The following is a 13,315-nucleotide window of genomic DNA, read 5'->3' on the forward strand; positions in this document are numbered from 1 at the left end:
GACTTAACGTACTGTATTTTACGTTTCCCAAATACACGGGTTATACCTTTAAGGCTTTCCCGTCATCGAAAAATTATCAGGACATTATGAATAAACAAAAAATCTTTTCTCCGTCCAGGCACGCTGCGACATCCGGGGTCTTTTTTATCGTTATTCTCGGCGCATTAATGGCCTTTACTTCACTCTCTACCGATATTTACCTGCCTTCCATGCCGATAATGGCTGCTGAATTACATGGAAATGTGGAGCTGACTATTACCGGTTTTCTCATTGGTTTCTCACTGGCCCAGTTGATCTGGGGCCCAATCAGCGATCGAATCGGACGACGTATGCCATTATTTATCGGCATGGTACTGTTTGTGATTGGGTCAGTTGGGTGTGCGATGGCTTTAACTATGCCGCAAATTGTCTTCTGGCGAGTGTTTCAGGCCTTTGGTGCCTGCACCGGACCGATGCTGGCGAGGGCAATGATCCGTGATCTGTATGCCCGCACCCGGGCTGCGCAGATGCTTTCGACTCTGGTGATCATCAGTGCTATCGCACCGGTGATTGGTCCGCTGTTGGGTGGGCAGATTGTCACGATTACCTCCTGGCGTGCCGTGTTCTGGCTGCTGATGGCTCTGGGTTCAGGGATGTTTATTGCGCTCTGGTGGTTACCTGAAACGCTACCGGGCGAAAAGAGACTGACAACACCGCTCAGCAGTGCTTTCGGCAACTATGCTTCGTTACTACAGAATCGCGCATTCATGCGCTATACCCTGTGCGTCAGTTTTTTCTACGTGGCCGCTTACGCTTTCATTGCTGGTTCGCCGTTTGTCTACATCTGCTATTTTCATGTTGACCCACAGCATTACGGCTGGCTGTTTGGTGTCAATATCATTGGTGTAATGGGGCTTAGCTCCATTAATCGCCGTCTGGTTCAGCACCATCCGTTGCATACATTGTTACGGGTTGCTGTTCTCGTCGCGGCACTGGCCATGGTCGTGTTGGCTGTTTGCGTAAAAATTCAGACTGGCGGCATGGTGATTATGGTCATGACAATTTTTATCTTTTTCTCCATGAACGGTATTGTTGCCGCTGCATCCACGGCGGCAGCGCTTGATAATGTCCCATCCAATATGGCAGGGTCAGCCTCTGCACTGATTGGTTCGTTGCAATATGGCAGCGGTATTGTGTCATCGCTTTTACTCTCTGCAATGAGCGACGGCACGCCATGGACGATGTCGTGGATCATGATGGTTTTTACGTTGCTAAGCCTGGTGATGGTCATCAAACGCAAAGCGCGCTGATGTATGGATGACCAGCCCTTTTGTTACCTCCGTTGCTTAGGCTGCAATAGCATTGCAGCACTTGCTCAGTGACAATGAAATCCCTCCGGATCATTTTGTGGGTCTGTTTTGGGTACACCCAAAACAGACATCCTGGTGAGACAGTTTTTCTGTCTCATTTGGGTCGTTTTTGTCTCGTCCCGGTGCTACGTTTTCATCATCTAAAGGCTAACGAGACAGTTTTCATTATTTATGGCACTTTACGGTTACGCCTGCGTTTCCACGCACGAGCAGGACCTTACACTCCAGACGCAGACCCTGCGTGCCGCCGGGTGTGAAATCATTCGTTCTGAAAAAGCCAGCGGCAGCAGCCGGGACGGGCGGACAGAACTCAGTCTGTTGCTTGAGTTCCTGCGCCCGGGTGACACGCTGATGGTGACGCGGGTGGATCGTCTGGCGCGCAGCATCCGGGATTTGCAGGATATCGTTTACAGCCTGAACCAGCGCGGGATCACCCTCAGGGCCACAGAGCAGCCGGTAGATACCCGGACGGCTGCCGGCAAGGCATTCCTCGATATGCTGGGCGTGTTCGCGGAATTTGAAACCAACCTGCGCCGTGAACGTCAGATGGAAGGTATTGCTGCCGCCAAAGCGCGCGGGGTTTACCGTGGCCGTAAGCCGTCCATTGACCTTGCCGAGGTGCACCGCTTGTATGTGGACGAGAAAATGGGTGCCACGGCGATTGCCCGCCAGCTGGGTATCGGACGGGCATCGGTCTACCGGGTGCTGGATAACTATGAGCAGCCGGCGTAAGTCCATCCCGTCAGACTCCCTGTTGCAACAGCGACAGCGGCTTGATCGTCTGCCGCCCAAAAGTCCCGAACGGGCTATTCAGATCGCCACTGTCGCTCAGCTGTACGGTTTTCTGCCACCACGGTTTATCGCTCTCTCCACCGCACACTCCGCCCCCGTACGGCCCACCGGCGGGATCATGGTCGCCCGCGGGTGATGTCCCGCCCGGACCTGGAATATTACTGCGAGCTGATCGCCGCGCTGAAGCTGCGCACCACCAACAAAGCCGGACGCCATCTGTCGACCGGGCGTGCAATCCAGTTGCTTGAAGAGTATGGCGTGGAAACACAACAGGGTCTCGTCAGGGCCCCTGCAGGCGTGCTGAGTGTGCCCACGGTTAACCGCTGGCTCTCACTGTACCGTCTCGACCAGCCCCGCCTGCTGCGGGAACCTCCGGCCACCCGGTTTCAGGCGGAATACAGCAATGACTGCTGGCAGTTTGATATGTCGCCTTCCAACATCCGGTCTCCGGCCCGGTTCCGCTGCACCGATACCGGGCGTTCCGCCAGGGGAAGGCAGCAGAGCGCGCTGACCGTATCCATGCCCTGGCCGCGCAACTGGGCTTGCCCGTCAGTGCTCTCGCCGGGAGTGATATCCGGCTGGTCAGCGAAACCACGGAGACTCAGCATGAACTGCCCCATCAGCCTTTTATTCCCCCGGAGTCTGAATACCAGTACCCCACGGTGATTGCGGCAAAACTGGCCATCGCCGGTGACCTGGCAATTCCTCTGGCCAGAATGTCAGGCGAAGATCGGACGTTTATCGACAGTCTTCTGGCGGAAACCCTTATCCGCAGTGAAGTGCTCGCCCGCGTCAGGGCTCATTTCCGTAACAGACAATCAGGAGAAGATCATGCGGGTTGAAGTGATGGAGCATTACGGGCTGACACGGCCCATCGATCAGGCCGGATATTATGAAACGGCGCACCATAAACAGCTGCTGAAGGACATTAAAGGTGCAATACATGAAGGTCGACTCGTCGCGGTCTGCGGTGTGGTCGGGAGCGGTAAAACCGTGACACTGCGACGTTTACAGCAACAGCTGACGGACGAAAATAAAATCATCGTTGCCCGTTCGCTCTCGGTGGAAAAACATACTATACGGCTTGCCACGCTGATCAGCGCCCTGTTTTACGATCTGGCACCGGACAGACAGGTACAGATCCCCAAACAGGGGGAACGACGCGAGCGTGAGCTCCAGGAGCTGGTCAAAAAGGGAAAACGCCCGGTGGCACTGTTCGTTGATGAGGCTCATGACCTGAACGGGAATACTCTGACAGGACTCAAACGGCTGATGGAAGTGGTGGAGGATGGTGGTGGCCGCCTGTCTGTGGTGCTGGCCGGTCACCCGAAGCTGCGCAATGATTTACGTCGCCCGACGATGGAAGAAATTGGCTACCGGACCGATATTTTCACCCTGGACGGGATCGCCGGCAGTCAGCGTGAGTACATCCACTGGCTGCTGAAAACCAGCACCGGTAAGGGAAAGCCTGAAGAGATTCTGACCAGCGATGCCATTGATCTGCTGGCCGCAAAACTCCGCACCCCCCTGCAGGTACAACAGCATTTGGCGCTGGCACTGGAAGGTGGTTACCTGGCGGGTGAAAAGCCGGTTACTGCCGCGCTGGTTGAATCCGTGCTGTCCCGGCAGCTTGACGATCTGGAACCAACCCTGACACGACACGGCTACCGTCTGAAGGATATGGTGGAGCAGTTTGATGCCAAACCCTCTGAAATAAGGGCATTATTCAGTAATCAGCTGGACCCGACCAGAACGGCAGAACTGCGTGACAGGATGCTGGCAGTGGGTCTGCCAATATAATGGTGCTGATTTGCAGTTATCGTGATTCCGGGGCAATGGAATGCAATCCGGAGAGGATAAATGCGAGCACAGTTGCACTTAATTTGAGCAGGGCGCTATTTTCATTTGCAGTTATCTTGAGCAGAAAAACGGGATAAATGCGAGTCGGGGGGATTTCAAACGCGATTCGCTACAGCTAGCGATTGATGCGGCTTATACCTTAGATCATTACCACGAGAGGGCGCTCCCGGGGCTAATGACGTCTGCTACTGATGCCGCTCAGTCAGTGCGAAAGCTGCGTCAGCTTACCGAGCGATATCATGCGGTATTCATACCCGGCCACGATCCTGAAGAATGGAAAAAAAACAGGCTTGCGCCAGCCTGTTACTATTGAATCATTCCTCGCTGATCGCCAAAAAGCGTCTGTTAAGCAGGGCTGTCAGCTTATCTTGTTCGAAATGGCCCTGGTGATGGCCGGGGCCATTTCTGCGGGCAAGCTCAGGGCTTCACGTCCAGCACGACATGACTGAAGGTTTGATAGGTTTTTTCGTCCGGCGCGGGCGGGATGTTGGCTTTTTTCAGCGCGGACATCACCTGCGCGCAGAATGGCCGATCGCCGCTCTCGACCGTCGGATCCTGCACTGTCCCGTCACGCTGTAGCGTAAAGCGCACCGAGCATTTTTGCCCTTGCCAGGAGGCCGGCTGGTCTATGTTAGCGAAGATAGCCGCCTGGATCCGCGCCAGATAGCGTGAGGCATTGGCCTGGGGTGAAGTATCGGAACCCGTTTGATAATCGCGAAGTATCTTATCCACTTCAGCCGATATTTTAGCGTCTTCGGCGCTGTCCGGCGCAGAAGCACCACCCGAGCAGGCGGAAAGAAGTAAAGAGAGGGTGCAAACGAGCACAGCGTTGGTTTTCACGGACATGCTAAGCCTCCTTGCTGGTGGGGATACCGTCGTGTACGAGGCGGTTATCCTCTGTTATTCCGCGAAATTATTCAAACGCTGAATGCATGGCACGCGCTTTCAGTGACAGTGTCACTCATTTTTTACTTTCGTCGCGGGCGGTGATGCCATCCAGTCGCGAATAATGTCACCGTATAGCTGTTCTGCCTCCGCCAGTCGGCTGAGCAGGCAGTACTCGTCGGTTTGATGCGCCATCGACGGCTCGCCGGGGCCGAGAATAATACAGGGCGGATCGCCCAATGCAGGCAGCAGCAGCGAGGCGTCGGTAAAGTAGGGCACCACGCGCGGCGCAATCGGCTCAGCGTGCAGCGGCTGACAGCGTTGGTAAACCTGCTTAATCCACGCGTGATCCTCCCGGCTGAGGACGGCGGGCAGGTCGACCAGCGTGGAGACGGTGACGCTTTCGCCAAGCAGCGTCGTCAAGCGCTCCCGGATAGTGGCGTGCTGTAAATTGGGCGCGCTGCGGATATCGACATCAAAACGCGTGCGGTCCGGTACGGAATTAATATTGAGTCCGCCTTCTATGCGTCCGACGTTGAGGGTGGGTTGCTTCATTAGCGGATGCGGCGCGCCTGGCGAAAAATGCTGAATCTTACCCAACGCATCCGCCGCAAGATAGATAGCATTGATCCCCAGCTCCGGCATCGCGCCGTGGGCGGTTTTCCCCCGCGTTTCGCAGCGTAGCCAGAGCGCGCCTTTATGGCCGATAACCGGATAGTTGGCGGTGGGTTCACCGACGATCAGCGCGCCCACCTCCGGCAACGTTGCGGAGGCGATCAGCGCCCGCGCGCCGTCGCAGCCGGTCTCTTCTCCGCCGGTTATCAGCAATACCGCGCCGCGTCCGGCGAGGATCGCTTCCCGCTGATGAACGCAGGCGACGGCAAACGCCGCTATCGCCGCTTTCATATCGCTGGATCCGCGGCCATAAAGACGCCCGTCTTCCATCTGCGAGCCAAAAGGATCGTACTGCCAGCGGGCATTTCCCAGCGGGACGGTATCCAGATGTCCGGTAAAGGCCAGCGGTTTACCGCTCTTCGCCCCGGGCAGGCTGGCGATAAGATTGCAGCGTCCCTCGCCGAACGACGACAGCGAAACCTCAAAACCGCTATCGTCAAGCCAGTCGGCGAAGAACCGCATGCAGTCAGCTTCGCTGCCCGGCGGGTTAATGGTGTTAAAGCCCAGCAGCTGCCGGGCGAGCTCAAGGGTCGTGGTCATCAGCGGCGTTCCGTCAGCCAGTCGAGGCAGTTAATCCATAGCTGGCGATAGCCGGGCCATTTGGCAAACTCTTCCGGCAGCCAGTGCGCCGACATGTCGCTGGTCCACACCAGCGAACGACCCTGCTGATATTCGCGAACAGCCAACAGCGGATGACCGGTACCGGCCACGCTCGCCAGCAGTTTGCCTTCCGGGTGCATTTCAACTTCGTTATAGCCCAGCAGCCACGGCCATTCGCCCGGAATATCGTTAAACAGGGGGTGAGACTCCGTCACTTCGGCATAGCAGCCTTCCGGGGTTTCAATGCGGTCGTCCCAGGCCAGGCAGCGTACCGGCAGCACTTTCTCCACCGCGGTATGGCGGTAGCGCGCGCCGCCGTTGATTCCCTGGAAGCTGTAATAGCCGCCGATCATCATCAGCGCCCCCCCGCCGGCCACGTAATCATGCAGGAGCGTTAAACGGTTGGCGGTTCGGCGGCTCTTCAGCCAGGTGTCCGGATGCAGCAGCAGCGTATTGGCGCCAATGTCCGAGAGAATAATCGCATCCCACTCCTGCAGCGCTTCCAGCGTCAGCGGAAAGTCGGTCGCCGCCGCGTGGGCGGGCATATAGGTAATGGCATAGGGACTGTCGGCGAGCGCGGCCAGAAAGTCCGTTGCGCCGGTGTGCCAGGTGGCGGTGGCAAACTGGTCGAAGCCTTTAACGTGCGTTGAGGTGCTGGTCCAGGACTCACCGACCAGTAAGATTTTTTTCTGCATGATGACGTTTCCTTTTATCCGCCAAAGACCCGCTGGGGGTTTCCAATCATTAAGGTTTCAAGTTGTTCGCCGCTGACGCCGTGGCGCCGCAGACGGGGAACAAAATGCTTGAGTATGTAGCCATAACCGTGGCCGCCGTAGCGGGTGAGCATGGTTTTCAGGAAGACGTCCTGCGACAGCAGAATTTGCTGGATGTAGCCGTCGTCAATCAGCTCGCGGATCGCGCGGGCGTTCTCCTCGTCGGAGGGCGACTGCGCCGACTCGTCGGCGTAGTAATAGCTCATGCCAATCATGTCGTATTCGAGAAACGCCCCGCGCTGCGCCAGTTCGCGCTGGTAGCGCTTATCGGCAAAGCTGGGATTCATATGGCACAGCACGGTATGGCGTAAATCGGCGCCTTCCTGCTCGAGAATATCCAGCACCCGATGGCCCAGCCGCTCCCAGCCGGGCAGATGGACCTCGATCGGCACGCCGGTCGCGGCGCTGGCCCGACCCGCAGCGCGCAGGGATTTCTCCTCATCCGGCGTAAAGCGGCTGGAGATACCGATTTCGCCGATGAGCCCGGCGAGCACCTCCGGTTTCTCCTCCGCGCCGCCAAGATCGTAAATCAGCCGTTCGGTCAGCTGTTCGACGCTGCTGATTTTTACCCACTCAGGGTGCGAAGGTTCCAGATAGAGCCCGGTACCCATAATGATGTTCAGACCGGTCAGACGCGCGATGCGCGCCAGCGCTTTCGGATCGCGGCCAATGCCGATATTGGTTGGGTCGACCACCGTTTCTCCGCCAAGGGCGCGAAATTTAGTCAGCTCGTCAATCGCAACGTCGACATCAAACAGCTGACAGTTATCGCGGCTCATCAGCGGGTTGAGCGACAGTTCGCCAAGGTTTTCCATTTTCACCGGCATTTCGGCAAGATGGCGATCGCTGCAGCAGCAGGGCGGCACCCATTTGCCGGAGGCATCCAGCAGAATATGCTCATGCATCAGGGTAACGCCCATTTCGTTAATCGGCAGCGGGCCAAGCACAGTCATCACGTAACCGCTGCTGACGCCGACCGGCAGCGGGGAGGGATGGCGAAAAATTGATCCTTTCATCAGCTATCCTTTTGCCGCGGAGCGCGTCGGGTTGAGAATGCGGGTGTTCAGCCAGATAGCCAGCAGGATAATGGTGCCGGTGGCTATCTGGGTGTAAAACGGCGAAATATGCGACAGGATCAGCCCGTTCTGAATGACCGCAATCGACAGCGCGCCCAGCAGCGTGCCAATAATAGTCCCGAAGCCCCCAAACAGACTGGTGCTGCCTAGCACAACGGCAGCAATGACCTGCAGTTCAAAGCCTTCGCCCTGGTTGGAAGAGCCGCTGCCGAGGCGTGCGGTAATGATCATCCCCGCCAGCGCGGCGGCCATTCCGCTGATGATATAGACCTTCATGGTGACCGCTTTGGTGTTAATGCCGCTGCGCCGCGCGCCTTCGGCGTTGGCGCCGATAGCGGTCACGTAGCGGCCAAAGCGCATATGGTTGAGAACGATATGCCCGATCACCAGTATCATCATGCCGATCAGCGCGGGCATGGGGATACCAACTACCCACGCGCGTCCGATAAAGGTAAACAGGCTGTCAGCCGGCACCGGAATCGAGTAGCCCTGGGTGACCAGCAGCGCGATGCCGCGAACTACGGCCAGGGTGGCGAGCGTGACGATGAACGCCGGAATGCCTTCATAGGCAATAAAGAAGCCGTTGATGGCGCCAACGAATCCGCCGAGCAGCAGGCCGCCGAGGAGTACCACCGGCCACGGCAGCCCCCAGCTATTCAGGGCGATAGCGGAGAGCGCGCCGACCAGCGCCAGGGTGGAGCCTACCGACAGATCGATACCGCCGGTGGTAATGACCAGAGTCATTGCCGTCGCGACGATCAGCAGCGGGGCGCTCTGACGGATAATGTTGAGCCAGTTGGTGCCGGTGAGAAAGTTGCTGGTGATCAGCGAAAACACCACGCAGCAGAAGACGAAAAAGAGCGCGATGCTGACCACGCCTGAGTGGTTATGCAGCAGGCGGCGCGGCAGCGAATGCTGGATCATGCGGGAGCTGCTTAAGTTCATGATACTCATCCTGTTACCTCAATGTGCTGCCGCAGAGCGGGCGGTGAATTTTTCGCCCACAATCAGGTTAACGATATCGCTCAGGCTGGTGTCGGACACCCGTCTGTCGGCGACGTTAGTACCCTCATACATCACCATGATCCGGTCGCAGACCAGGAACAGGTCCTGCAGGCGGTGGGTAATCAGAATCACGCTCACCCCGCGAGCGGAAACGCGGCGAATGAGCTCCAGAACCGCTTCAACTTCCGCGACGGCCAGCGCGGCGGTGGGTTCATCCATAATCAGCACTTTCGGGTCAAAGGCCGCGGCGCGGGCGATGGCTATAGCCTGGCGCTGGCCGCCGGAGAGATTTCGCACCAGCAGGCGAGTATCCGGAATGGAGATCCCGAGCCCTTTAAGCATCTCTCTGGCATCGGCGTGCATTTTGGCCTCGTCGAGAAAGGGGATGCCGAGGACCGATTTCATCGGCTCACGGCCCATAAACAGATTGCCCGCGACGTCGACCGTGTCGCAGAGCGACAGATCCTGGTAGACCATCTCGATATGGCAACGGCGCGAATCGGCCGGATTCGTAAACTGTTGCTGTTCACCGTCGATACGAATCGTGCCGCTGGAGGGGATCACCGCGCCAGAGAGCACTTTGGTCAGGGTGGATTTCCCCGCACCGTTATCGCCCACTAAGCCCAGCACTTCGCCCGGGGCCAGCTCAAGGTTGACTCCGCGCAATGAGCGTATCGACCCGTAGGTCTTGGTGATATTGATCATCTCTACCCTTGGCGGGGTAGTTTGTGGCTGCTGCATCTGATAACTCCCATCGCTGTGGCCGGGAAAATGTTCGCCATCCTGCGGGAGGGACTCTATCCGACACGGTTTACAATCTAGTAAACCGGTTTACCTGCGGAATAGAGCACTCGCCAGGGCAGTCAGGACAAACGCTATGTAAGATATTTGTTCGCCAGTAAGAACGTTGCAGCATCCGTGCCAGGGCAGGAACCACACAGCAGCCCTGTAACTTAACCTTATGTATTCAATACACTTAATTGAATAAAATCCGGTAAACCGGTTTACTGATTATAGTGAATAAATTGTTAATTGATCGTTTTTTGCGCCAAAAGCGGGCACTTTTGCGCCATTTTGGGACGGGCTTAACAGATCTTGATCGAGTCGCGGCCAATCCATTCAACCGGCAGGCGGGTTTCCGCAGGGATGTCCGGATCGTCGTTTAGCAGGCGCATCATGATGTTCACCGCGGTACGGCCCAGTTCGCGGGCGGGCTGACGGATAGTGGAGATCCGCGGCTGGGTAAAATCGGCGTAGTTGGCGTCATCGAAGCCGACTAACGAAAGCGCCTCCGGCGCCTGGAGCCCGCTGGCGCGCAAGCCATCGAGCAGGCCGAGCACCAGATAGTCGCTGGCCGCGAAGACGGCGGTGGGGCGAACCGGTTGGCTGAACAGGTACCGCAGCGCCTGCTGGCCAAACTCGCGCTGGTAGTCGCCATACATCACCCATTCGGACGGCCAGCTCAGGCCCGCTTGCTCCATCGCGGTGCAAAAGCCCTGATAGCGCTCACGGACGCTCATCAGCTTGTCCGGGCCACCGACGAAAGCGATATGGCGATGCCCGGCGGCGATCAGTTTTTCGGTGGCGATCCGCCCGCCCTGGACGTTATCGGCAAACACTTTCGGTACCTTACTGCCGGGAATATCTTCATCCAGCAGGACAATGCGTTCGTGACGCTGGACTTCCTTGCGCAGCAGGCCATTATCGGGGCGGTTGGTGGTGAACAACAGACCGTCGACCTGGCAGGTATCCAGCCAGCGAATGAACTGGCACTCTTTTTCCGGGTTGTTGCGGGTGATACACAGCACCAGGCTGTAGCCGCTGGCAGAAGCAGCCTCTTCGGCAGCGTCGGCCAGTTCGGCAAAGAAGGGGTTGGTAATATCGGGAAGCACCAGGCCAAGCGTTTCGCTGCCGCCTTTGCTAAGACGACGTGCCAGGCTATTGCCGCGATAGTCCAGTTCGCGAATGGCGGTTTCGATGCGGTCGATGGTGTCCTGCGGCAGCACAATACTGTTGTTCATATAGCGCGACAGGGTCGCCTTCGACAGCCCCGCCAGCTTTGCCACATCGGATAACAATACGCGTTTTATACTCATTTCCTGCGCCATTTCTGCCAGAATCGGCTATCTGTAACATAGTTAAGCGCGGTGGATACAGCAATTTCTCTGCGAACAATCACCAAAAATAAATGCTTGACAAATTTTAATCAGCAGAGAATTGTATAGGCAGTTTACCGCATCATCCGGGAAGTCATTCCCAACCCCGTTTAAGTTATTCCAGTCGCGCACCGACACGGACCGGTTGCCGGGATGACATTAAGCAGGTATCCGCCGAACGTTCAATGATTGTTCTGGCGATATAGACGATATTTGCCCGCCAAAAAATAATCCTTCTGCGTTCGCATGCGGCGCGGAACTCTGCTGGCTATCAACTATTCCCGACGAGGATACTGATGATGTTATTTCACACCGGAAAACTGCGTTTCCTTGCTGTCGCCACGACCATGCTGGCATCAATGAGTTTTATTTCTGCCGCCAGCGCTGCCGGTCCGACTTATGCGCTGGTACAAATCAACCAACAGGCGCTGTTCTTTAATCTGATGAATAAAGGCGCACAGGATGCGGCCAAAGCCAGTGGCAAGGATTTAGTTATTTTTAACTCTAACGATAATCCCGTGGCGCAAAACGACGCGATAGAAAACTATATTCAGCAAGGCGTTAAAGGCATTCTGGTTGCTGCTATCGACGTTAACGGGATCATGCCAGCGGTTAAAGAAGCCGCCGCCGCAAACATTCCGGTGATTGCGATTGATGCCGTATTACCGGCCGGGCCACAGGCAGCTCAGGTCGGCGTTGATAATATTGAAGGCGGCAGAATTATCGGTCAATACTTTGTGGACTACGTGCAGAAAGAGATGGGCGGCCAGGCGCGACTGGGTATTGTCGGTGCGCTGAATTCGGCCATTCAGAACCAGCGGCAGAAAGGGTTCGAAGAGACGCTGAAAAGCAATCCGAAGATTACTATCGCTAACGTGGTCGACGGGCAGAACGTGCAGGATAAAGCGATGACCGCGGCGGAAAACCTGATCACCGGTAACCCGGATCTGACAGCGATTTATGCCACCGGCGAACCCGCGCTGCTCGGCGCTATCGCCGCCGTAGAAAACCAGGGGCGGCAGAAAGATATTAAAGTCTTTGGCTGGGATCTGACGGCGAAGGCGATTTCCGGTATGGACGGCGGCTACGTCACCGCCGTACTGCAGCAGGACCCGGAAAAGATGGGCGCCGAAGCCCTGAATGCGCTGAACAGCATCACGTCGGGTAAAACCGTGCCGAAAACCATTCTGGTTCCGGCGACGGTGGTGACCAAAGCGAACGTCGATTCATACCGTCCGCTGTTTAAGTAGGTCAGCGCGCGCCGTCCGTGGTTAACAGGGCGGCGAGCTCACGGCTGCCGGGAAACGCGCTGAGCGTCCCCCGGCGGCTAACGGTAATGGCGGCAGCGCGACTGGCGTGCGCCAGCGCCAGCGCATCCGGCGCGACGCCGCGCAGCAGGGCGGAGGCCAACATGACGGCGAGGAACGTGTCGCCCGCGCCGGTAGTATCAAGCGCCTCGGCGGGCACGGCGGGACAAAACTGACGCTGGCCCTCCTGGACCAGCCAGGCGCCTGCGGCGCCCTGGGTAATCACTAAGGTTTTCACCCCGTATGGCTGGAGCAGCTCGGCCTCGGATTCATTGACCACCGCGATGTCGATGAGCGGCCAGAGATGGCAAAAGTCAGGATTGACAGGTGAGGGGTTGAATACCGTCGTCATGCCGCGGCTTCTGGCGTACTGGAACAGCGCCCGCGTTTTATCGAGGGAGAAATTGCCCTGCTGCAGCAGAATATCGCCAGCGACGGCATCCGCCATATGCGGAATAATTTCATCCAGGCTGAATGTATCGGCCGCCGCCGTAGTGGTAATGATGGCGTTGTCGCCATCAGCGCTATTTAAAATAATCGAGGTATCGCTATGTTGATTGAAATGGCCGTCGGGTAGTAGCGTCAGTGGTTCATGTTTTATCTGTTGGCGGATCCACGCGCCGTTGCTGTCATTTCCCGTGGCGGCAATTAAACGAGTTTCTATTCCGCAGCGGGATAATATAATCGCCTGGTTCGCGCCTTTACCGCCGATATCCTGCGAAACTTTAACGCCGTGAATGGAAGCCCCTTTTTTCGGTATATCCGGAATGGACCAGGTTTCATCTACGGTAATATTACCAGTAACGTAAACACGCATAGTGTTCCCTTAACAGGATG

At 56.9% G+C, this 13,315-nt stretch carries 12 protein-coding genes and 2 pseudogenes; 6 read left to right on the forward strand and 8 right to left on the reverse strand.

Annotation, left to right across the window (positions count from 1 at the left end):
• The first annotated feature begins 86 nt into the window (after positions 1 to 86).
• From AC3EMD_RS12920 to AC3EMD_RS12940, 5 genes and pseudogenes are all read left to right on the forward strand, one after another.
• Positions 87 to 1,289 (forward strand): multidrug effflux MFS transporter, encoded by a 1,203-nt coding sequence (locus tag AC3EMD_RS12920; RefSeq protein WP_044613381.1) that lies wholly within the window; start codon positions 87 to 89, stop codon positions 1,287 to 1,289.
• Positions 1,290 to 1,520: 231 nt separating this feature from the next.
• Positions 1,521 to 2,081, forward strand: coding sequence for a recombinase family protein (locus AC3EMD_RS12925; protein WP_044613380.1), 561 nt, complete (start codon positions 1,521 to 1,523; stop codon positions 2,079 to 2,081).
• Positions 2,065 to 2,983 (forward strand): annotated as a pseudogene (locus AC3EMD_RS12930) (hypothetical protein). The gene AC3EMD_RS12925 and the pseudogene AC3EMD_RS12930 overlap by 17 nt, the downstream one beginning before the upstream one ends.
• Entirely contained in the window at positions 2,916 to 3,941 is a 1,026-nt protein-coding gene (locus tag AC3EMD_RS12935; RefSeq protein WP_302074186.1) for an ExeA family protein, read from the forward strand. Before AC3EMD_RS12930 ends, AC3EMD_RS12935 begins: the two are co-directional and overlap by 68 nt.
• A gap of 175 nt (positions 3,942 to 4,116) precedes the next feature.
• A pseudogene (locus tag AC3EMD_RS12940) lies at positions 4,117 to 4,314 on the forward strand (N-acyl homoserine lactonase family protein); the annotation flags it as partial.
• A 104-nt stretch (positions 4,315 to 4,418) separates the two neighbouring features.
• On the opposite strand, the gene tolA reads toward AC3EMD_RS12940, so the two are convergent.
• From tolA to AC3EMD_RS12975, 7 genes are all read right to left on the reverse strand, one after another.
• A complete protein-coding gene (gene tolA / locus AC3EMD_RS12945) occupies positions 4,419 to 4,847 on the reverse strand; it encodes a cell envelope integrity protein TolA (RefSeq protein ID WP_008804864.1) in 429 nt (142 codons plus the stop codon).
• Positions 4,848 to 4,958: 111 nt separating this feature from the next.
• Positions 4,959 to 6,101, reverse strand: coding sequence for a M20 family metallopeptidase (locus AC3EMD_RS12950; RefSeq protein WP_023297627.1), 1,143 nt, complete (start codon positions 6,099 to 6,101; stop codon positions 4,959 to 4,961).
• Positions 6,101 to 6,856, reverse strand: coding sequence for a glutamine amidotransferase (locus tag AC3EMD_RS12955; RefSeq protein ID WP_023297626.1), 756 nt, complete (start codon positions 6,854 to 6,856; stop codon positions 6,101 to 6,103). The genes AC3EMD_RS12950 and AC3EMD_RS12955 overlap by 1 nt, the downstream gene beginning before the upstream one ends.
• 14 nt (positions 6,857 to 6,870) lie before the next feature.
• Entirely contained in the window at positions 6,871 to 7,950 is a 1,080-nt protein-coding gene (locus tag AC3EMD_RS12960; RefSeq protein WP_012541711.1) for a phosphotriesterase family protein, read from the reverse strand.
• 3 nt (positions 7,951 to 7,953) lie between these two features.
• Positions 7,954 to 8,955, reverse strand: coding sequence for an ABC transporter permease (locus tag AC3EMD_RS12965; protein WP_008804867.1), 1,002 nt, complete (start codon positions 8,953 to 8,955; stop codon positions 7,954 to 7,956).
• A gap of 18 nt (positions 8,956 to 8,973) precedes the next feature.
• The gene (locus AC3EMD_RS12970) at positions 8,974 to 9,720 is read right to left on the reverse strand and encodes an ATP-binding cassette domain-containing protein (RefSeq protein ID WP_004198552.1); all 747 of its coding nucleotides are present in this window, start codon (positions 9,718 to 9,720) and stop codon (positions 8,974 to 8,976) included.
• A 380-nt stretch (positions 9,721 to 10,100) separates the two neighbouring features.
• The gene (locus AC3EMD_RS12975) at positions 10,101 to 11,123 is read right to left on the reverse strand and encodes a LacI family DNA-binding transcriptional regulator (RefSeq protein ID WP_064142301.1); all 1,023 of its coding nucleotides are present in this window, start codon (positions 11,121 to 11,123) and stop codon (positions 10,101 to 10,103) included.
• Positions 11,124 to 11,467: 344 nt separating this feature from the next.
• Between AC3EMD_RS12975 and AC3EMD_RS12980 the strand changes: the two genes are divergently transcribed.
• On the forward strand, positions 11,468 to 12,421 hold the full coding sequence (locus AC3EMD_RS12980) for an ABC transporter substrate-binding protein (RefSeq protein WP_004190071.1): 954 nt from the start codon (positions 11,468 to 11,470) through the stop codon (positions 12,419 to 12,421).
• A gap of 1 nt (position 12,422) precedes the next feature.
• Here the strand turns inward: AC3EMD_RS12980 and AC3EMD_RS12985 are convergent, their stop codons facing one another.
• Positions 12,423 to 13,295 carry a PfkB family carbohydrate kinase gene (locus AC3EMD_RS12985; RefSeq protein WP_115196706.1) on the reverse strand — a complete coding sequence of 291 codons (873 nt, stop codon included), beginning with the start codon at positions 13,293 to 13,295 and terminating at the stop codon, positions 12,423 to 12,425.
• Positions 13,296 to 13,315: the final 20 nt, after the last annotated feature.

Source organism: Klebsiella sp. PK18, from assembly GCF_057784655.1.

Bases quoted from the DNA above. Each gene is read 5' to 3' on its own strand.
- AC3EMD_RS12920 (WP_044613381.1), top strand. From the start codon at position 87: ATGAATAAACAAAAAATCTTTTCTCCGTCCAGGCACGCTGCGACATCC.
- AC3EMD_RS12925 (WP_044613380.1), top strand. From the start codon at position 1,521: ATGGCACTTTACGGTTACGCCTGCGTTTCCACGCACGAGCAGGACCTT.
- tolA (WP_008804864.1), bottom strand. From the start codon at position 4,847: ATGTCCGTGAAAACCAACGCTGTGCTCGTTTGCACCCTCTCTTTACTT.
- AC3EMD_RS12950 (WP_023297627.1), bottom strand. From the start codon at position 6,101: ATGACCACGACCCTTGAGCTCGCCCGGCAGCTGCTGGGCTTTAACACC.
- AC3EMD_RS12955 (WP_023297626.1), bottom strand. From the start codon at position 6,856: ATGCAGAAAAAAATCTTACTGGTCGGTGAGTCCTGGACCAGCACCTCA.
- AC3EMD_RS12960 (WP_012541711.1), bottom strand. From the start codon at position 7,950: ATGAAAGGATCAATTTTTCGCCATCCCTCCCCGCTGCCGGTCGGCGTC.
- AC3EMD_RS12965 (WP_008804867.1), bottom strand. From the start codon at position 8,955: ATGAACTTAAGCAGCTCCCGCATGATCCAGCATTCGCTGCCGCGCCGC.
- AC3EMD_RS12970 (WP_004198552.1), bottom strand. From the start codon at position 9,720: ATGATCAATATCACCAAGACCTACGGGTCGATACGCTCATTGCGCGGA.
- AC3EMD_RS12975 (WP_064142301.1), bottom strand. From the start codon at position 11,123: ATGGCGCAGGAAATGAGTATAAAACGCGTATTGTTATCCGATGTGGCA.
- AC3EMD_RS12980 (WP_004190071.1), top strand. From the start codon at position 11,468: ATGATGTTATTTCACACCGGAAAACTGCGTTTCCTTGCTGTCGCCACG.
- AC3EMD_RS12985 (WP_115196706.1), bottom strand. From the start codon at position 13,295: ATGCGTGTTTACGTTACTGGTAATATTACCGTAGATGAAACCTGGTCC.